General features: G+C 44.3%; 16 protein-coding genes and 1 tRNA gene. 7 read left to right on the top strand and 10 right to left on the bottom strand.

Annotated features, from left to right (window positions below):
- Positions 1–108 precede the first annotated feature (108 nt).
- The 3 genes from J7I42_RS18195 to J7I42_RS18185 all read right to left on the bottom strand — a co-directional run bounded on the left by J7I42_RS18195 (position 109) and on the right by J7I42_RS18185 (position 3832).
- Positions 109–2781: a TonB-dependent receptor family protein gene (locus J7I42_RS18195; RefSeq protein WP_209140268.1), complete on the bottom strand. Its 2673-nt coding sequence runs from the start codon at positions 2779–2781 to the stop codon at positions 109–111.
- A gap of 256 nt (positions 2782–3037) precedes the next feature.
- Positions 3038–3643, bottom strand: a complete 606-nt coding sequence (locus J7I42_RS18190; RefSeq protein WP_209140267.1) for a DUF445 domain-containing protein — start codon at positions 3641–3643, stop codon at positions 3038–3040.
- Between the two features lie 115 nt (positions 3644–3758).
- Positions 3759–3832, bottom strand: a tRNA-His gene (locus J7I42_RS18185).
- A gap of 153 nt (positions 3833–3985) precedes the next feature.
- Between J7I42_RS18185 and J7I42_RS18180 the strand changes: the two genes are divergently transcribed.
- From J7I42_RS18180 to J7I42_RS18155, 6 genes are all read left to right on the top strand, one after another.
- Positions 3986–6139: a carboxy terminal-processing peptidase gene (locus J7I42_RS18180; RefSeq protein WP_209140266.1), complete on the top strand. Its 2154-nt coding sequence runs from the start codon at positions 3986–3988 to the stop codon at positions 6137–6139.
- Positions 6140–6283: 144 nt separating this feature from the next.
- Positions 6284–6805: a KdsC family phosphatase gene (locus J7I42_RS18175; protein ID WP_209140265.1), complete on the top strand. Its 522-nt coding sequence runs from the start codon at positions 6284–6286 to the stop codon at positions 6803–6805.
- Positions 6806–6860: 55 nt separating this feature from the next.
- Complete coding sequence (locus tag J7I42_RS18170; RefSeq protein WP_209140264.1) at positions 6861–7805, top strand: geranylgeranylglycerol-phosphate geranylgeranyltransferase; 945 nt, start codon at positions 6861–6863, stop codon at positions 7803–7805.
- A complete protein-coding gene (locus tag J7I42_RS18165; protein ID WP_209140263.1) occupies positions 7806–8402 on the top strand; it encodes a Maf family protein in 597 nt (198 codons plus the stop codon). It begins immediately after the preceding gene.
- An 84-nt stretch (positions 8403–8486) separates the two neighbouring features.
- Entirely contained in the window at positions 8487–9776 is a 1290-nt protein-coding gene (locus J7I42_RS18160) for a DUF2851 family protein (RefSeq protein ID WP_209140262.1), read from the top strand.
- 96 nt (positions 9777–9872) lie between these two features.
- Positions 9873–10625, top strand: a complete 753-nt coding sequence (locus tag J7I42_RS18155) for a glycosyltransferase family 2 protein (RefSeq protein WP_209140261.1) — start codon at positions 9873–9875, stop codon at positions 10623–10625.
- A 263-nt stretch (positions 10626–10888) separates the two neighbouring features.
- On the opposite strand, the gene J7I42_RS18150 is transcribed toward J7I42_RS18155, so the two are convergent.
- From J7I42_RS18150 to J7I42_RS18120, 7 genes are all read right to left on the bottom strand, one after another.
- Positions 10889–12271 (bottom strand): hypothetical protein, encoded by a 1383-nt coding sequence (locus tag J7I42_RS18150; protein ID WP_209140260.1) that lies wholly within the window; start codon positions 12269–12271, stop codon positions 10889–10891.
- Complete coding sequence (locus tag J7I42_RS18145) at positions 12268–12867, bottom strand: hypothetical protein (RefSeq protein ID WP_209140259.1); 600 nt, start codon at positions 12865–12867, stop codon at positions 12268–12270. Before J7I42_RS18145 ends, J7I42_RS18150 begins: the two co-directional genes overlap by 4 nt.
- A gap of 680 nt (positions 12868–13547) precedes the next feature.
- Positions 13548–14264 (bottom strand): SDR family oxidoreductase, encoded by a 717-nt coding sequence (locus J7I42_RS18140; protein WP_209140258.1) that lies wholly within the window; start codon positions 14262–14264, stop codon positions 13548–13550.
- 60 nt (positions 14265–14324) lie between these two features.
- Positions 14325–15281, bottom strand: coding sequence for a helix-turn-helix domain-containing protein (locus J7I42_RS18135; protein WP_209140257.1), 957 nt, complete (start codon positions 15279–15281; stop codon positions 14325–14327).
- A gap of 312 nt (positions 15282–15593) precedes the next feature.
- Positions 15594–18041, bottom strand: coding sequence for a TonB-dependent receptor (locus J7I42_RS18130; RefSeq protein WP_209140256.1), 2448 nt, complete (start codon positions 18039–18041; stop codon positions 15594–15596).
- Positions 18042–18176: 135 nt separating this feature from the next.
- Positions 18177–18506: a hypothetical protein gene (locus tag J7I42_RS18125; protein ID WP_209140255.1), complete on the bottom strand. Its 330-nt coding sequence runs from the start codon at positions 18504–18506 to the stop codon at positions 18177–18179.
- 54 nt (positions 18507–18560) lie between these two features.
- Positions 18561–18905 (bottom strand): winged helix-turn-helix transcriptional regulator, encoded by a 345-nt coding sequence (locus tag J7I42_RS18120; RefSeq protein WP_317196249.1) that lies wholly within the window; start codon positions 18903–18905, stop codon positions 18561–18563.
- A gap of 91 nt (positions 18906–18996) precedes the next feature.
- Between J7I42_RS18120 and J7I42_RS18115 the strand changes: the two genes are divergently transcribed.
- Positions 18997–19737 (top strand): SDR family NAD(P)-dependent oxidoreductase, encoded by a 741-nt coding sequence (locus tag J7I42_RS18115; protein WP_209140254.1) that lies wholly within the window; start codon positions 18997–18999, stop codon positions 19735–19737.
- Positions 19738–19792 lie beyond the last annotated feature (55 nt).

Raw genomic sequence — 19792 nt, 5'->3', positions numbered from 1 at the left:
AAAAAATTAAAAGGCTTTACGAAATGCAGGCTGATAGCCGGTAACAATAAAAAAGGGCTGATTACTCAGCCCCTTGCAACATGATCATGTAGTTTATACTTGTTGCTTTTATTGTCCCATGCCTTGCATTCCGTTTTGCATACCTTCCTGGTCGCCCTTGCTGCTCTTACGTTTGAACAGCGCGGCATCAAATTTACCAAAGCGGTAACTGAAGTTTACGCGAACCACTTGGGGGTCTCTTCTGCGCCAGTCGTCCTGTACAAACCCGAGTGCTTCGGAGTGTACATTGTACTTGCGGGTCCTGAGGAAATCCTGCCAGTTTACTGAAACGCTGGCTGTATTCTTTTTGATCTGGAAGTCTTTGCGTAAGCCAAGATCAAATCCATAGTTAGCATTTACATAACCCTGGGTAGTAGTAGGTTGGCCGCCGCCAAATCCGCCACCGCCACCGCCACGGCCGCCACCACCGCCAAAACCACCACCACCGCCACCGCTGCCGCTGTTGCTGGTGCTAACTGGTAAAGCGCTTTTTGCCTGGTAGTCGCCATTGATCTGAATACTCCAGCCTTTATTGAATTTAAAGTTGTGGTTCATTTTAGCCGACCAGCTGGTGCGTTCATTTTCCAGACCGGCCACTACGTTACTGCCATTGATCTTTGAATAATATACGTTGGTACTTAAAGTAACATCCCAAAACTTGGTTATGTTATTACGGAAGATCAACTCCAGACCACTGGCATAAGCAGAAGAGGCATTTATATAAGTAGCAATGAAAACTGAATCGGGATAGGTACCCAGTTTACCCGGGTATTGATAACGGGAGATCAGGTTGGTTGTGTATTTCCCAAACAGTGTTGCCAGAAACGTATTGCTCAGTTTACCATAGGTTTTCTGGTACGACAATTCCAGTGAATGGGTGAACTCGGGTTTCAAACCTGGGTTGCCGGTTTGATAGTTCAATGGATCTGAGTAATCAGTATTGGGCATTAACTGGAAAAAGTTTGGCCGGTTAATGCGGCGTGTATAGTTTAACTGCAGGTCCTGTTTATGTTCGAGCTGCTTACTTAAGAATACACTGGGGAATAAGCTGATAGGGTAGTCAACTTTATAGGTGTCCTTGCCTGTCTGTGTACCTTCGTAACCGCTGCTTTCAGCACGCAGGCCTAATTGATAACTGAAGGTTTCCTTTATTTTTTGAGAATAGGTAACATAACCAGCATATACGTGATCGGTGTATTCAAATTCATTGCTGAAGGCTGGCGCAAATACGTTATTAAAATAGTTGTCCTGGAAGCTTTCGAACTTGCGGACCTGGGCCCGTAAACCGGCTTCTACTTTAATATTCTCATTGATGGGGTTTACATAGTCTGTTTGAGCTATGATAAACCTGTTTTTACCGCCGCCAAGAATAGATTGTAAGGTTTCGTCGCCATTTTTATTTATCATATCCAGGTCAAAGAAATTCTGAATATAGATATTGCTGAGGTTGGTATTCTTGCTTTGGTTAAAGTTTACGTCGGCTGTCCATTCTTCCCCTGCATGAGTAAACAGGTGCTTAAAGCTTAACTGCGTACCATAGTTGCGGAAATTGTTTTTGCCATCGGTATTGCGGTACTGGGTTTCCAGCGACCCATTTACGGAATCATAAATATAGTTGGCCTTGTTATTGGGTTTGAAATCGCCATTCACGATTGACTGTGAGAGGGAAATGGTATTGCGGTTATCGATGAAATAATCGAACCCGAAGCGGCCAAAGGCAAAAGCACCATTAAAGATGTTATTGCTGTACTGAGTAGTGTAAAGGTCTTTGATGGTGCTTGATCCAAAAGCGTACCGGTCGGTTTCGCCCCAGCTTTTTGATTTACGCTGGTTGTACATGGCGTTGGCAAATACATTGACTTTGCCCTGGCGCACGTTGATATCGCCTCCACCGTTGAACTTACCGCGTGAATCAACACCGGCACGTACACTACCATTGTAACCGGTTTTACGGTTCTTCTTTAAAATGATATTTAAAATGCCTGACTGTCCGCCGCTGGCATCGTACTTGGCAGATGGGTTGGTGATGATCTCAACGCTTTGAATGGCGTCGGCCGGGATCTGGTCCATAGAAAGGGTAGTCGGTCTGCCATCCACAAAAATTTGGGGAGCAGAATTCCGCAAGGAAACGTTTCCGTCGATGTCGACGTTGATAGATGGTACATTTCGCATTACGTCCACGGCGGTACCGCCTGCAGAAGTGATGCTTTTTTCAACGTTGAAGATCTTACGATCAACACCCATTTGTATCATGGGTTTGGAACCAGTAACAGTTACATCTGTCAGCATGGTAGCGTCCTGGTCCATTTTTATATTACCCAGGTCTTTGTCAACCTGAGAAAGCATTTGCGATCTGTCCATACCCGGCCCCATTTTTATATCAAATGCGGCTTTTTGTTCAATGGCTTTATAGCCGATAGCGGTAATAACCAGTTTGAACTGTCCGAATACAGGCAGGTTCTCCAGGCTGAAATCACCATTACGGCTGGTAAGCATACCGCCTACCACCACATCCACTCTTTTTTTGGTTACAGTATCGAATTTGTTTTGAATTAGTTGAACAGAAGCGGCATCCAGTCCTTTATTAGTTGCTTTGTCGACAATACGGCCATAAAAGTGACCGATATTCATTTGCTGACCACCGCCTGGACGTCTGGCGCCACCGCCTGCGCCTCCAGGGTATTGGGCATTAACGATTTGAAAGCTTGCAAGGAGTACAAAGAGCCATACAAAATTTTTCATGTGCTAGTTACTAGGTTGAGTACGATTAGACGCAAAAATGCCGGAGAACTTGTGTAAAGGATTTTATTTGTGATAAACGGTCGATTAGTTGGAGGAGGTGAGTTACAGGAGTAGGAGGCATGAGGTAAGAAGTAGGAAGTAAGAGGTAGGAAGAACCCGCAATTTGAGCATTCTGATTGATTTCCGATTTTCAAATTAATTATGAATCCTGGAATTCGTAGTCTTCCTACTTCCTATCTCCTACATCTTACTTCATTTACTTAATTATCAAAATGATACAAACCTGTACCAGGCCTATTAGTAAACCAATAGCCGCTCCTATTAATCCCACCTGGCGTAATTCCCTGCCTGCGTGGTGATACAGTTCGGCTTCAATCTTTTCTGTTTGCAGTGTGGCTATTTTGTCGGTAATGGTTTGTTCCAGGTCGAGGTCTTGTTGCAGATTTTGGAGATATCCTTTCATAATGACCGGAAATATGGCTTCCAGTTCCTTCATAAAGATCTCTTTCAGGGTATTAAGCGTTCTATCGCCAACCATGCTGATCATGGGAAATCCTTCCTTGAGTTTGTTACGCAGGAAATCGTCTATGTGCACTTCGGCCACCGGCATAATTTTTTTTATGCTTTCCGGGTTGGTGATCTTTTCTTCCAAATCGCCGAAAGAGAGCCATTCCCGGCTCACCAGGGAGCCCAATGTTTGGGCAAGTTGCCTTTGCCGTTTTGGAAAAATGCCCTGCAGGGTAAATCCGAATATCCGTACCGGTTTATAAGGGTAGAAAAGCATTTTGACGAAAATGCGGTTGCTTGCCCACCCAATAAATGCCGAGGAAAATGGTATAATGATCAGTAACCACCAATTCATAAGTGAAACTTTATTAATATCTAAACGCCTTAAAAATTCGTTCCGGATAGACAGATCTTCTTCCGGGTTTTAAAATAAAAAACCCCCGACAAAGATGTCGGGGGAGATATCTGAGGGAGGATGAAGGGTTTCGAACCCTCGACCTCTAGAACCACAATCTAGCGCTCTAACCAACTGAGCTACAACCTCCGTGTTCAGGTTGCAAATGTAGGGAAAAAATTGTTTTAGTAACAAATCTTTCTGTAAACCTTTCATCAAAATGGCTTGTTAATTATCACATTAGTGCAACAACCCATCTTTTTTATCGTTATTTTTGAATAGATGCCTAAAGTTTTAAAATATATGCTACAACGAAAAAATTTACCCATAGTTCTGCCTTTGTTTGTTGCGGGAGTGTTCCTGGCATTCAGTTCGCTGGGGTTTGGATTGGGTAAGGGTACTCCACCCACTAAGTATGAAAAGATACTTCATAATGTAGGAGAAATGCTTGCTGAGATCCATTACAGTCCCAAAAAGATCGACGATAACTTTTCCAAAGAAATTTTTAAGAAATACCTGGGCGACAAGATCGACGATCAAAAGAATATATTGTTACAGTCGGATATTCAGCAATTGAAGAAGTACGAAACGAAGATCGACGATGAGATCCTGGGCGGTCCCGTACAGTTTGTACCTGCCGTTTCTGAGATCTATAAAAAACGTTTGCCTGAAACCGAGGATATCTATAAAGAAATACTGTCAAAGCCTTTTGATTTTACAAAAGAGGAGACAGCTAACCTGAATGACGAGAAACTGGATTTTCCCAAAAACGAGGCTGATAGAAAAGAAGCCTGGCGTAAACGCTTAAAATATATGGTCCTTGAGCGTTATTACGACCTGTTGGAAGACCGGGAAAAGAACAAAGGCAAAGAAAATTTTGTAGCAAAGACCGATGAGCAACTGGAGCAGGAAGCCCGTGACCGGGTTTTGAAAATATTAAGCAGGAATTTCGATCGCCTGAAATTTAAAGTAAGCGATGATGACCGGTTTAACGAGTTTGTAAAGACCATCACTGAATCGATGGACCCACACACTACGTTCATGCCGCCTATTGACAAACGTTATTTTGATGAAGAAATGAGTGGCCGTTTTTATGGTATTGGCGCTTCTTTACGCGAAGAAGATGGTAATATCAAGATCGGTTCTGTGCTGGCTGGCAGCCCTGCCTTGAAGTCAGGTGAAATTGGGGTGGGCGACCTTATCATCAAAGTAGCACAGGGGGCTGCTGAACCTGTTGATCTTACTGGTTATACGGTTCAGGATGCCGTGAAGCTGATCCGTGGTAAAAAAGGAACGGAAGTGCGTCTTACATTGAAGAAAACGGATGGCTCTATAAAAACAGTTACCCTGATCCGCGATGAGATCATCCAGGATGAGACCTTTGCCCGCAGCGCTGTGATCAACACACCTAAAGGTAAACTCGGTTTTATTTACCTGCCTGAGTTCTACGCCGATTTCGATAATCCAAAAGGCGCCCGTTGCTCTGAGGATGTAAAGAAAGAGATCATCAAATTAAAAGAACAGAAAGTGGATGGCATCATAATGGACCTGCGTAACAATGGCGGTGGTTCTTTATACGATGTAGTGCAAATGGTTGGTCTGTTCATTGAAGGTGGTCCTATTGTACAGGTAAAAGACCGCGAAGGAAAACCGCAGGTTTACTACGATCGTGATAAATCAGTATTGTATGATGGTCCGCTGGCTGTAATGGTAAATGAATTCAGCGCTTCAGCTTCTGAGATCTTTGCCGCCGCTATTCAGGACTATGACCGTGGGGTTATCATTGGCAGCACTTCTACTTATGGTAAGGGTACTGTACAACGTAACATTGGTCTTGATAAAACAATGGGTTTCCTTGATCCTAACAGCGAATTGGGGACCATTAAACTGACCTTGCAGAAATTCTATCGTATCAATGGCGGTTCTACGCAATTGCGTGGTGTGGCTTCTGATGTGAACATCCCCGATATTTTCGAGTATACGAAGATCCGCGAGAAAGATAATCCGGATGCGCTGGCCTGGGATGAAATACAAAAGGCTGATTATAGCCGCTGGAAGTACGGTCTTGACCTGAGCCCGATCAGAAAAGCCAGTGCTGAGCGTCTTAAGAGCAATGCGCTGTTCACCACCATTCACAACAATGCAGAATGGCTGGCCAAACAAAGCGATAGAACGGTTTCATTGAGCCTGAAGAAATACCAGGAAGAACAGAAAAAGAACAAAGTGATCGCCAAACAGATAGAGACACAGAATAAATTACCGCACGAGTTGAATGTAGATCCCCTGATCGAAGATATGAAACGGGTTGAGTCTACAGGCGATGTTGCCAAACTGGAGCGCTTTAAGAACTGGTTGAAGCTCCTGCGTAATGATCCTTATCTGGATGAGGCTACCAACGTATTAAACGACATGGTAACCCAAACCAACCTGGTGTATGCCAATGTAAACAAGAATTAAGAACAACAGTCGATTCTTTGTATATATAAGAAAAAACCGTTCTGACAACAGAGCGGTTTTTTTATTGTACTGGTGTCGATTTCTTTACTTTGATCGCTGGTATAAGAGTAATTTTCAGCTTATTTTTGCACCCATCCGATGAACATGAATATATTAGACCAATTTAAGCAGATAACCACTTTCGTCTTTGATGTAGACGGCGTACTGACTGATGGTACGCTGTTTGTTTTTGATGACGGACAGTTTGTGCGCCGCATGAATATAAAAGATGGGTTTGCCCTGCAGCTGGCTGTAAAGAAAGGGTACCGTATAGCGGTGATCTCCGGGGGGGCAAGCGATGCCGTTATTCAACGCCTGAACCGGCTGGGAATACAGGATGTGTTTATGCAGGTCACTGATAAAAAAGGCAAATTGACGGAATATGTGCAGCAGCATAATTTACAATGGAGCGAAGTGTTGTTCATGGGAGACGATATTCCCGATTATGACGTAATGAAGCAGGTTGGTTTGCCTTGTTCACCCGCCGATGCGGCCACCGAAATAAGACAAATAGCCAAATATATTGCTCAGTTACCAGGCGGACAAGGTTGTGTTCGGGAGGTGATTGAAAAAGTGCTGAAGTTGAATAATAACTGGGAACTGAGCACCGATGTGGCGAGTAAGTAACCAAGGCTCAATATCCCAATATCCCCAATATCCTGAACCCGAAACTTATTATTAAATGAAATTACTGGCAGCATTTATACGCCTTATACGTTCAGTGAACCTGTTGTTCATTGCCATTACCCAATTGCTGTTTCAGTATTGTATTGTAGGACCGATATTTAACCATGCGCAGGCAACACCTGTGCTTCCCACGCCTGTTTTTATAACCCTGATCGCGGCTTCTGTACTTATTGCCGCTGCCGGTTACATCATCAACGATTATTTCGATTTAAACATAGACCTGGTAAATAAACCCGACAAGCTGGTGGTGGAGAAGATCATCAAACGCCGCTGGGCCATTATCTGGCACCTCGTGTTGTCGGGACTGGGGGTATTATGCAGTGCCTATGTAGCCTGGAAAACCAGGTGCTGGTGGTTGATACCCGCCAATATTGGTTGTGTAGGCGCCCTGTGGTTTTACAGTACCATATTTAAGAAGAAACTGCTGAGCGGCAATGTGATCATTTCCCTGCTTACCGCCTGGGTAATTTTGGTAATAGGGTTTATTACACATTATGTGGTGCTGAAAAGACCAGAGATGTATGCGGGGGTGGAAGCATCCAAGTTGATGCGGCGGACATTCCTGTATGCTGGTTTTGCTTTTATTATATCCCTGATCAGGGAGGTGGTGAAAGATATGGAAGATATAAATGGTGATGTCCGGTATGGCTGCCGCACTATGCCCATTGTTTGGGGAATAAACGCATCCAAAGTATTTGCCGCCACCTGGCTGTTGGTATTACTGGCGGGCGTAGTGGTTATGCAGGCCTATGTATTGCCTTTTAAATGGTGGTGGGCTGCAGGCTATAGTGTGGTCTTTATTCTTATACCTTTGTTGATATTGCTGCGTAAACTGGTCAAAGCCGTAGCACCGGCTGATTTTCATACCATAAGCACCTGGCTAAAGTTGATCATGCTGAGCGGCATATTGTCTATGTTGTTCTTTAAACTCTATACATAAATGAACGGTCTCCGTATCATCCTGGCTTCCCAATCGCCCCGGCGTAAACAATTACTGGAATGGGCTGAAATTACATTTGACATCATGGTACAGTCTACCGCTGAGACCTTCCCGGCCGACATGCCGGTGCCGGAAGTGCCTGTACACATTGCCCGCGAAAAAGCAATTGCCGTACGGCAGAAATATGAATCGCTACACGATACCAATAATATTATAATTGCCGCCGATACAGTAGTGGTGTTGGGAACTACCATCATTGGAAAACCCAAAGATCGCGAGGATGCAATAGAGATACTAAGCCGGCTTTCGGGTAATAAACACCAGGTAATAACCGGGGTTGTACTTTTAAAGGGACAACAGGAAATTGCTTTTGCAGATATTACCGATGTTTGGTTTCATCCACTTACCCGGGAGCAGATCGCTTTCTATGTAGATAAATACCAGCCATACGATAAAGCCGGCGCGTATGCCATACAGGAATGGATCGGGGTAGTGGGGATAAAATCTATACAGGGTGATTTCTATAATGTTATGGGGTTGCCCGTTAGTAGGGTGGTAACGGAATTGAATAAGTTAGTAACAAATCAGGGAAAATGAATATATTTAGGTAGGAGGGTCTGATTGTAGCCAAAAATTCAGCTCTGATAGTAGCAGCATTTTCTAACTTGAAAAATTAGTACAATGACAGAAAGGCTGCTGCAATACCTATGGCAATTTCAGTATTATAATAAACAAAGCTCCATTCTGGATAATGGAGATATCTTTCAGGTTATACATCCGGGCCGATTTAATACCAACCAGGGGCCCGATTTTCTTGAAGCTAAAATAAGGATTGAAGATACTTTATGGGTAGGGCATGTGGAAGTGCATGTAAAAACGTCCGACTGGTACCGGCATGCCCATCAGTTCGACCGTAATTACGACAATGTAGTATTGCACGTGGTATGGGAAAACGACCTGCCAGAAAGGGATACCCGGATCCCGGTTTTTTCCATGCACTCAAAGGTTTCCATGTTGTTACTGGAGCAATATAAATACTGGATGGACAGTGCCGGTTTTATTGCCTGCGGAAACCAGATCAGGGATGTATCGCGCATCATCTGGATCTCATGGCGGGAGAGGTTACTCGCGGAGCGCATGCAACGCAAATCGGCCATGGTGTTCTCTTTTTTATTACAAACCCATCAACATTGGGAAGAAACTTTCTGGTGGTTGCTGGCACGCAACTTTGGAGCTGCATTAAACTTTGAACCGTTTGAAGCAATGGCCAAAACCCTGCCGGTAACCTTGCTGGCCCGGTACAAAAACCAGTTACCGGTGCTGGAGGCCTTGTTGTTGGGCCAATGCGGTTTGCTGGAGGGTGATTTTGAAGAGGCTTATCCCATCAGGCTGCAGCGGGATTACCTGCACGTAAAAGCCAAATACAAACTGCAACCGGTAAGGCAATCAGTGCATTTTTTGCGTACGCGCCCGGTAAACTTTCCCACCATCCGGCTGGCCCAACTAGCCAGGTTGCTGTACCGGTCGAGCCACCTGTTTACGTTTATCAAGGAAACAGCACAGCTCAGTGATATCAGGAACTGGCTTGCTGTTACCGCCAGTGAATTCTGGGATGAGCATTATACCTTCCAGAAAAGTTCGGTCCACCGGTCCAAGAAGCTGGGCAATCAAATGATCGATATCCTTATTATCAATACGGTGGTACCAATTTTATTCGCCTATGGTCTTTTACACAATGAAGAACAATATAAGAACCGGGCTTTGAACTGGTTAGATGAACTGGACCCGGAAGTGAACGCCATAACCAATAGTTTTACAGACCTGGGCATTGTTAATAAAAGCGCCTGCGATTCACAAGCCCTGCTTGAGTTAAAAGGACATTATTGTGATGTCAAAAGATGTCTTGATTGCGCTATGGGGAATACCTTACTAAAGCGGTCGGTATCGGTTTATATGGAAACATGCACTTAATACCCTTGAAAAAGTGCTATAAATGCTTTATTATTGCCGGATTATTCCGCCCTTGCTGGCGTAAATACCCTTTATATTTAGATTGTATATATAAGTATGATTAATGGACAAAAAGTAGTGGTAGTGTTGCCGGCCTATAATGCAGCAAAAACACTCAAGCCAACCTATGATGAAATCGACAGATCGATAGTGGATGATGTGATCCTTGTTGATGATGCGAGTAAAGATGATACCATTGCAGTTGCACGCCAAATTGGTATTCAACATATTGTACGGCACGAGAAAAATAAAGGTTATGGTGGTAACCAAAAATCCTGCTATAATAAAGCATTGGAAATAGGCGCAGATATAATTGTAATGCTGCACCCCGATTACCAGTATACTCCTGCACTGATCACCCCCATGGTTTCCCTGATAGCCAATAAAGTTTACCCGGTTGTGCTGGGTTCCCGCATATTAGGCAAGGGCGCTTTAAAAGGTGGCATGCCCATGTACAAATACCTGTTCAACCGCATGTTGACCATGACGCAGAATATTCTGATGAACCAGAAATTATCTGAGTACCATACCGGTTACCGGGCATATCATAAAGATGTGTTGTTGGCGATACCTTTTCAGGATAATTCAGACGATTTTGTATTCGATAATGAGCTGCTGGCCCAGATCTTTTACAAGGGCTTTGAAATAGCCGAGATCACGTGCCCCACAAAGTACTTCGACGAAGCATCTTCTATCAACTTTAAACGCAGCTCTATTTATGGGTTGGGCGTTTTGCGGGTAAGTTTTCAATACTTCTTTAATAAAATAGGGTTAGTAAAGTCTAAGTTGTTCAAAGGGTTAGGTAAGTAAGTTGACCGGCTAACCAGTTATTATATTCACGAGGCTCCCCGATTTATCAGGGAGCCTCGCTTATTTTTTTATACGACCTGTCAGGTTCGCCATTTGAGCTTAAACGAGCAGAGTGATTAGTGATCCCCGCAAAGCGGGGCAGGCTCTGACAGGTCATGAATAGAGAAGAGAGCAATACCTGTCAGCGCCTGCCCCGATTCATCGGGGTCTGTTCATCATCTTAGCCCGGCAATTTAATGAGGCAGACCTTACAGGTCTTGCTTTTACGATTTCGTTTCCCATTTGGTAATACGCTGCGACCAGCTTACCAGCAGGCTGTTATTAGCCATATACAACAACATCAGCGGAAATATTTTAAACAGCCCTCTTTTGGTTGAGTTGTTCAGGTCGAGCAGGGGTAACAAATAACTCATCAGCGGGAAGCCGATATATATTACCAGCACGGCATACAGCCAGTAACGGGTAGTACCGTTCAGTTTGCGTTTGATCACAAGTTCGAGCAGCAAAAGCAAAACAAAGAAGTAAATGAAATAGCCATAGTAGCCTACCCCCAGATCGCTAAAGATCAGTTTACTGTTGATATCGGAAAAGCGGGTGAAAAAAGGCGACAGATCGCCCAGGTTCTTATTCACCAGTCCCTCAATATTATACTTGGCCGGCAGGTACCGGTTAATATAAATAGAGATCGACAACACATACGCCAAAACGGAAGGTACTACATACCAGGCGCTGCTTATCAATCCTTTTACAATGCCCGTTTTATTCTTCCAGTGGAACCAGACAATGGCTGGTGTCATCAGGCAGGCCAGGATCAGGGTCTCTGAGCGGATGTATGTGGCAATGGCCATTAACAAACCGGCAAAAGCCAGGTAGTTGCGTTGCTGGTTCTGAAAAAATTGATACAGGAACCAGATGGCCAGGAAAAAGAAGGCGGCATTACTATAGTCGAACAACACCATAAAGGTATAAGCAAACATTTCAGGTATGGCCATAAAGAACAAGACCAGCAAACCGGCAAAGATGCGGTGGATGCTTAAGGTAAGCGCCTGGTATAAAAAGATAAGAAAACAAGCCACGATGGTGCTGAGCCATACCTGTCCGAATTCGAACCCGGCATATTTATAAATGATCTGTAAACAGGTTATAAACGGGGGTTTGAAAACGTTGTTGGTAGTTTCGAGGTTAACGCTAAAAACAGAGTTGATCATTGTTTTTTCGCGGATGGCAAATTCTGCAATTACCTCGGCGCCCGAAGTAAGGTCACGGGGAGTAGGGGGGAAATAAAAACAACGCCACGCGCTCACAAATACTATAAATACGATCATCACCACAAAGGGGATCTCATATAGTTTTACCCTTAGCTTAAAGTTGGCCTTCAGTTCCTGCATACGGGCAATACCCTGCCTGAACTTAATATTTAACAGCACACAGGCCACCAGTATAGAAATGAATACATTGGTTGAAGTGAGCGGAATGTAGGCCAGTTGTAAAATAAAGGGCATGATGGAAAATACCGCCACCCCTAATAAGATAGCCAGGGAGATCAGCAAACCCGGTTTCAGCTGTATATTGAATAAGGTGATAAGGCCAAATCCTGCAATAAACTGTATGATCGTTAGTAATAAAATGATCATTATGCCACTCATAAAGAAATTTTGTATTTGTTAAAGGAGGCAATGGTATCCAGTAAAGCCTGTTGATTGGTAACACTATCGAATACCAGTCCGCCATTTCGGACAGTTATGTACCAGTTGGCCTTGTTGGCTTCCGGGCTATTGGCCCAAATGGTTTTTAAGCCGGTGAAGTAGTAGAAGACGGCCGGTTCGGGAACGTGGATCTGCAGCCCATGGGCGTTGAAGTAATCAGAGGAGGGGATCAATACCAGGGTTTTGCTGGCAATACCTCTTTGTTCAAAAAAGCCGCTTACGTTTTTGGCGAAGATGTAATCTGTTTGATAACGGGCCAGTTTACGTTCTTCCAGGTCGAGGTTAAGCTTTTGTTCTTTATAATCTTCCCAATAGGGCATGATCCGTTGATCGAGCCACATTTTATTAGGTTCCAAACCGAAGAATATGATCAGTAAAAAAATGGAGGCTACCAATAAAATGAATGTTTTAAAACCATTGCTGGTAGCAGGGGCAGGCTGTTTTGTGGAAGTAGCAGCCGCTGATGATGGTTGAACCGGTTGAGAACCTGTACTGCCAGCACCGCCCGACTGCGATACATTTTTGTTCTTTTTCATCTAAACAGTTTTATATGTTTCCGATGGCTATTGGTTGGCCAATTGTCCGAAAGCTTGGTTAACGCCTTGATTTTGCAAATATTATATCTTTTATCGGGCTTCGTTGGCCAACAAATTAATTTTCGGCAATGATATACAATTTAGAAGGAAAAATGGGCTGCCAGGGAAAATAGCTGTATTACAAAAAAGAAAAAAGAGGCGTCCGCGTGCAGGCGGATGCCTCTTACCCAGGGATCATAAGACATTGATGGCTTCTTTAGGAAGTTTGGAAACCCCGCCCTTTGCGGGATCATCGATGGTTTTTCAAAGTGTATTTTTGAACTATTAATAAAACAATCTCAAACCGTGCCTTGCACGCGTCAGATTAACATCAATAATATGTAAGGAAGCTGCTATTTATGAGTGGTCGCACTATGCCTTTATTGTCCAAAGATGTCAGGAAAAGGTTGAAGCTGAATTCATGATACACCACTAAAATCATTCCTATCTTTTTAGTTCTATAAAAAAATGTATATGGTCAATTTATTTGGGTGGGTTTACATCAAGCATTATGCCATCCTTATTTTCAATTAGCGCTATTTCGCATGTACAATCACTTGAATGTTAGTAGTTTATTTTTTTAATGCCTCATACAGCTTTTAAAATGCCCGATAGGGGCATGATGAATGTCATAAAAAATATTAACAGCTGAAGCCCCCATCACAATGGATCACGGTACCGGTCATGTAGCTGTTACCGAGAGTGAATACAATGGCATCGGCAATTTCTTCGGCGCGGGCTACCCGTCCTGCTGGTATATTGCCGGTTAATTGTTGAAAGGCCTGTTGTTTGGCTGCTTCGGGTGCAAAGTTCCACCAGGGCGTGTCTACAACTCCGGGAGATACAGCGTTGATGCGGAGGGGTTTTAACTCCTGAGCAAGCACGGGGACCATTAATTCCAGGGCGCCATTGATGGCTGCCAGTCCGGATGTGCCCGGTTTTTGGGCTACCGAGGAAATGGCCGTTATGAGGGTAACGCTGCCGCTGTTATTCAAATAAGGTAATGCTGCCTGTAAGGTGTTGAGCTGGGGCCAGAATTTTCCTTCAAACCCTGCCCGCAGATCGGCTAATGACAATTCTGCAAAATTGCCCATGCCTTTTGACCCACTCACTGTAATAACCAGGTGATCGAAAGAACCGGTTTGTTTGAAAAATGCATCGAGTGCAGTACGATCGCTGCTGTCTACTACCTGGGTCTGAATGTTTGATGTTTGCTGTATGGCTTTTAATTTTTCAGCATCCCGACCGGTAATAGTTACCCTGGCGTTACTGTTAGCCAGGGTTTGCGCCGTTGCCAATCCAATGCCTGATGAACCGCCAATTACAATTACTTTTTTGTTTTCGAATACTCCATTCATTTTGTTCTGTTTTTGTTAGAACAAATGTCTGACGATAGTACCGGTTAGTAATTGACCCGATCATGCATTGTATTGACCCAATGCATTCTTTCGAAAATACAGTGGGGTTTCACCGGTCATTTTTTTGAAGAAGCGGTTAAAGGCAGCCGGTTCACTAAAGTTCAGCTGGTAGGCAATTTCCGATACGGTTGCTTCGGTATATTTCAGTACGGCTTTTGCTTCCTGCACCAGCATGTCGGCAATGGATTCGGAAGCTGTTTTACCAGTCACATCTTTTACCGTGCGGTTTAAATGGTTAGCACTTACTGCAAGCAGGCTGGCATAATCGGTGACCTTTCGTTTTAACAGAAAATGCCGGCTTACCAGTTTTTGAAAATGCGACACGAGGTATACGGTATCGCCGGTATCGGCTGATACATGCAATTGCTGTCTTTCATAACTTCTTTTAGCTTCCAGCAACAATAAATATAGATACATGCGGACCGCTTTTTCCTTACCGGGACGGTTTGCTTTCAGTTCTTCATTCATATTCAAAACGAATTGCTGCACCCGGTCAATTTCCTCAGGGGCCAGTTGAAACAACGGCTTACCCGAGTAGTCAAAAAAAGGAAACTCCCGTGGAATGTTGGCCGCCGGCACCAGGTCGTTTAGAAAGTCTTCATTGAACAGCAGGTAATAACCAAAAGCATCGGCGCTGATATTGCTTTTTGAGAAAACCTGGTTGGGCCAGGTAAAACTCATGGTGCGTGGTTGGTGTTTGAAATGTTCCAGGCCAAGTTGCATATCCACCTGTCCGGTTATAGTTATGCTTATGCGATAGAATGCCGATTTCAAAGGACCCAGCGAAGGTTTTAATCCGCGGCTTGAATACAATTCAAACCCCGCAATGGGGTGAATGGTATCGAGGTTATTATAACCGAAATCAGTCGTATCGTCTTCCTGCCGGTGCAAACCCCTGAACCCCTTTAATACATATTGTGGTATGGCGGCGGAGTCGCTTGTTGCTTTTTTACCCATGGGAATCTTCTATAGCGCAAAGGTATTGCAAAACGGGAAGACCTGTAATTGCATCTCCGTAACGGGGCACTCCGACGAGTCGGAGCGCCAGTAAAGGGGCAAGACCTGTAAGGTCCATCACTCGAGCTTGAGTAATTATTAGGTTGAATTGGACCCCGCAAAGCGGGGCAGGCTCTGACAGGTCTGGTTTACTTCGCTAAATACATTTGCAGCAAGCCGTGCCAAGGTTTGAGAACCAGACCTGTCAGGTGTACATCGTCTCACTGAATATTTGAGCTCACGAGGTACATCCTACAGATTCTTTTCTATTTTTTAATTCCAGATAAAGTCGAGCGGTACATTCAGCTTGATACCAAAGTTGCGGCCCATATTAAATACACCCATTCTGCCGGTGACATTATTTACTGCTGTATACTTTAACCGGCTTAAATGATTTTGATAAGCTACATCACCCAGGTTGTAAGCTGTAAAGCGAAGACTGAACAGGGTTTTACCTTTGCTTACAAAATCGCCGCCAATACCGGCATTGATCAACCAGTAATCGGGTGTGGCCGTCTCTGTATCGAAGCCGGTAAATGGATGGTCCTGTTTAAAGGTATAATCACTTTCCAGGTTCATGTGCAGGTTGCGCAGTGTTTTTCCTTTTGGTAAAAAGGTTACGGCCAGGTCGGTAAACAACCGGGCTGCAGGGATAAAAGGAATATCTTTTGTACCAGCTACTTCATTGGAAAATTGTGCGCGGGTATACGAAAAAGCGTTTCTAAAGTGCAACCAATCCAGCGGGTGGGGGTGAATGTCAAGGGCCAGTTCGGCGCCATATAAATTGGCATTGTTCTGGTCAAAACGATATACATTCAAGTCATCACCGGAATCAGGGTCGGTGAGAATGGAATCGGTACCTGCAGCGTTCAACACTTTTTCATAAAAGATAAAATTGGTGAGGTGATTATAGAACAAACTTGTTTCCAGCGACACGTGTTGCGAGTTCAGTTCAAAACCGCCATCTATCTGCAAACTGGTTTCCGATTTCAGGTCATTGGCGCCTACTTCATAGCGATTAGTGCCTTCATGTGCCCCATTGCTGGCCAATTCGGCCAGGTTAGGTGCTCTAAAGCCCCGGGCCACATTGAATTTAAGCGTAACAAGGTCACTGGTGGCATAGCTCAAACCTACACTACCCGATACATTGGAGAAATTGCGGGTAAAACCGGTGAACTTAAGCTGGTTGTCTATATCCATCGGTTTGCCTGTTACGTGACGGCTGTCAAACCGGATACCGCCATTGAGCGAGAGTTTATTTTTATGGTATTGGGTAAATACAAAACCACCGATATCGAACAGGTCGTAATCGGGAATGATCACTTCCGCTGCTTCATTGGTATTGTTTTGCGACATGCCGGTTACGCCTATGGTAGTTTTCCAGTTTTGGGTGGAAGGAAGATGCCAGCGCAGGGCATAGTTTATTGTTTTCAAATTAAACCAGGCATCGGGGGTATTGGCTTCGTCAGGATTACCATATTCCTGCCGTTGGTTTTGCTGATAGCCGATCGTAACATCGAGGTTTGTTTTGCCTACTTTAAAGTTATTGTCTGTTGAAACTTTAAAGTGCCGGATGTGCTGATAAGGGACCTCGGGGGTGATGGTCTTAAAGTCTTCATGAGTTGGTATGCCTTCGAGACCGCCGGGCATGGCTTTTATAAAGGCGCCGGTGGCGCTGTCGCGATCACCTTCGATCATCCCAATGTGTTGATCAAAGTTACTAACCATCAAATGGCTATAGCCCCAGGTGCCGGTATAGCCCAACATGCCGCCAAAGTTCTTATTATAGAATTTGGAGTTGTACACGCGGCCATCGTATTTGTTCTTATAATCTTCAGCGCCTTTGTAGGAGCCATACACATTCCAGCTAAAGCCATTTTTTGTGCCTGCTGCATCGCCATAAAAACCACGCAGGGCATTATTGGTTTGGTATTCACCCAATAGATTCGCCGTAATATGACCATCAGCTACGGGGCGTTGCGTAATGATGTTGATCACACCAGCCAGCGCATCACTGCCATACATTAAGGACGCAGGGCCTTTTAATACTTCAATCCGTTGAATGCTGTAGTCATCAATTTCAATCCCATGTTCATCACCCCACTGCTGACCTTCCTGGCGAATGCCATCATTGATGGTGACAACCCGGTTATACCCCAAACCACGAATAAAGGGTTTTGAAATAGCAGGCCCGGTCGACAAGCCATTTACACCCGGTACTGTTTTGGTAAGGGCATCGATGGCATTGGTGGCCGACACGTTAAAGAGTTGTTCCTTTTTTAATACTTCCACCGGTTGCGGCGATTGTTTAATACGGGTGGCAGAGGAAACGCCGGTTACCGTCACTTCTTCATTTTCTACTACTGCTTCCTGTAGCGCAAAATCTTTATGGGTTTCACCGTTTACGGAAACCGTTTCTATAATAGTTGAATAACCCCGGTAGGTTATCTCAATCAGGTATTTACCGGTATTTAAATTAGTAAGGCGGTATTGGCCTTTATCATCAGAGATGGTGCCTTTTTTCAGATCGTGTACATAAATGCTGGCACCGGGCAATGGTTCACCTGTATGGGCATCGGTTATTTTACCGGTAAGCACACCTGCCAGTGGTGCCTCAACAGGGGTAGCATGATGAGGTACTGGTGCAATTTCTTGTTGGCTATAGGAAAATAAACTTAATAAACTATATATAAATGTTAGGATAACACTGACTGGTTTCATAAATGAATGAATTTGTACAGTCCGCAAGGGCCTGTCTGGATTAAATTGGCTGTGGTTGTTTACCGGAATGATATTGAATGCATGCAATGACTTTTAATGCAGGATGCATAAAAGACAATGGTAGCAATGAATGAATTAAACAGCCAATGCAGGGGGAGCGCGAAGGGAGTGGAAGTATTTGAAAACAGCCGGAATGGTGAAGATGGGTGAATTGTGCGATTGATTAACGATGGTTACCGGCACTTCAATAGAAGGAACGGTGGTCTCCGTGAAAGGCAGATTGAAATCGTTGATACAACCGCAGGCAAATTGTATTTCCTGGCCTGAAATGGGTTTTGATGACGTTGTATGTTGTTTGGAAGCGTGTAACCAGTTGTGCAGATACAAACCCACACCCATCTTCTGGCTGAACACCAGAATAAGAAGAATGGTAGTGAGCTTGATTATGATCCGCTTTCCTGTCATCGCTTACAAAAGTAGCGGAATTTGCAACATTATTACAAATTTTCTAGGTTAATTCTAATCCCTGTTTTTAACGCCCCATTCCGAGAGGCTTTTCAGTATAGGTTTCAACGAGTTACCCTTTTCGGTTAATTCATATTCAACACGGGGCGGTACTTCCGCATAGACGATGCGATTTATTAACCCATCTTTTTCCATTTCGCGCAGTTGCAGCACCAGCATCCGTTCGGTCACATTGGGAATGGAGTCGCGCAGTTCGCTGTACCGCATTTTACCCCCGATCAGCCTGTACAGAATTGCGGGTTTCCATCGGCCGCCAATGGTATTAAGGGTGTACGACATGCCACAGTCCTTATCCATTTGCTGTTTATTAATGGTATTGGTTGAATTCTCTTTGCGCATTACTTACAATTTTGATAGTACCTAACAACATTATATGTACCGGCAAATGTACTATGCAGCCAATAGTTTTGCAAGCAATAAAAAGATTACTATGAAGAGATTAACAAACAAGGTTGTATTTATTACCGGTGGCAGTAGAGGTATAGGAGCGGGTATAGCTAAACGTATGGCGGCAGCGGGCGCCGATGTGGTGATCACTTATGTGCAGGCAGCTGATCAGGCAAACCAGGTAGTTGATGCAATTAAGAAAGTAGGGCAGCAGGCATTGGCCATTGCGGTTGACAATGCTTCTCCCAATGCTATTAATGAAGCGGTTGAAAAAGCGGTTGCCGCATTTGGCCGTATCGATATTCTGGTGAACAATGCCGGCATTTATATTGCCAAACCACTGGCAGAGTATACACTGGCCGATTTTGACAGTACTATGTCGGTGAATGTGCGGGCTGTTTTTATGGCATCACAAAAAGCGGCTCAATATATGCAACCCGGTGGGCGCATCATTAACATTGGCAGTAATATGGCAGAGCGGGTGGCTTTTCCAACCGGTACTTTATATTCTATGAGCAAATCGGCGTTGATCGGGTTAACAAAAGGCCTGGCCCGCGACCTGGGTGGTAAGGGTATTACCGTAAATATGATACAACCCGGACCGGTTGACACTGATATGAACCCGGCCAATGGCGCTTTTGCCGATGTAGTCCGTAGTGCCATGGCTATTCCTGCATATGGCAAACCAGAAGACATAGGGGAACTGGCAGTTTACCTGGCCAGTGAGGAAAGCCGTTTTATGACGGGGGCTTCATTGACAATTGATGGCGGATTTAGCATTTAATAAAGAGAAAAGGGATTGCGCTTTTATCTGCCCAATCCCTGTTCTTTTATAATTG

The organism is Niastella soli (assembly GCF_017742245.1).
Classification (GTDB): domain Bacteria; phylum Bacteroidota; class Bacteroidia; order Chitinophagales; family Chitinophagaceae; genus Niastella; species Niastella soli.
The sequence above is the reverse complement of the archived record's forward strand: the minus strand, read 5'-3'. Positions and strand labels throughout refer to the sequence as shown.

What these genes read in the sequence shown, in the direction of transcription:
- J7I42_RS18155 (WP_209140261.1), top strand. Translation starts at nt 9,873, where the DNA reads ATGATTAATGGACAAAAAGTAGTGGTAGTGTTGCCGGCCTATAATGCA.
- J7I42_RS18115 (WP_209140254.1), top strand. Translation starts at nt 18,997, where the DNA reads ATGAAGAGATTAACAAACAAGGTTGTATTTATTACCGGTGGCAGTAGA.
- J7I42_RS18135 (WP_209140257.1), bottom strand. Translation starts at nt 15,281, where the DNA reads ATGGGTAAAAAAGCAACAAGCGACTCCGCCGCCATACCACAATATGTA.
- J7I42_RS18170 (WP_209140264.1), top strand. Translation starts at nt 6,861, where the DNA reads ATGAAATTACTGGCAGCATTTATACGCCTTATACGTTCAGTGAACCTG.
- J7I42_RS18175 (WP_209140265.1), top strand. Translation starts at nt 6,284, where the DNA reads ATGAATATATTAGACCAATTTAAGCAGATAACCACTTTCGTCTTTGAT.
- J7I42_RS18190 (WP_209140267.1), bottom strand. Translation starts at nt 3,643, where the DNA reads ATGAATTGGTGGTTACTGATCATTATACCATTTTCCTCGGCATTTATT.
- J7I42_RS18125 (WP_209140255.1), bottom strand. Translation starts at nt 18,506, where the DNA reads ATGACAGGAAAGCGGATCATAATCAAGCTCACTACCATTCTTCTTATT.
- J7I42_RS18180 (WP_209140266.1), top strand. Translation starts at nt 3,986, where the DNA reads ATGCTACAACGAAAAAATTTACCCATAGTTCTGCCTTTGTTTGTTGCG.
- J7I42_RS18145 (WP_209140259.1), bottom strand. Translation starts at nt 12,867, where the DNA reads ATGAAAAAGAACAAAAATGTATCGCAGTCGGGCGGTGCTGGCAGTACA.
- J7I42_RS18130 (WP_209140256.1), bottom strand. Translation starts at nt 18,041, where the DNA reads ATGAAACCAGTCAGTGTTATCCTAACATTTATATATAGTTTATTAAGT.
- J7I42_RS18160 (WP_209140262.1), top strand. Translation starts at nt 8,487, where the DNA reads ATGACAGAAAGGCTGCTGCAATACCTATGGCAATTTCAGTATTATAAT.
- J7I42_RS18165 (WP_209140263.1), top strand. Translation starts at nt 7,806, where the DNA reads ATGAACGGTCTCCGTATCATCCTGGCTTCCCAATCGCCCCGGCGTAAA.
- J7I42_RS18195 (WP_209140268.1), bottom strand. Translation starts at nt 2,781, where the DNA reads ATGAAAAATTTTGTATGGCTCTTTGTACTCCTTGCAAGCTTTCAAATC.
- J7I42_RS18120 (WP_317196249.1), bottom strand. Translation starts at nt 18,905, where the DNA reads ATGCGCAAAGAGAATTCAACCAATACCATTAATAAACAGCAAATGGAT.
- J7I42_RS18140 (WP_209140258.1), bottom strand. Translation starts at nt 14,264, where the DNA reads ATGAATGGAGTATTCGAAAACAAAAAAGTAATTGTAATTGGCGGTTCA.
- J7I42_RS18150 (WP_209140260.1), bottom strand. Translation starts at nt 12,271, where the DNA reads ATGAGTGGCATAATGATCATTTTATTACTAACGATCATACAGTTTATT.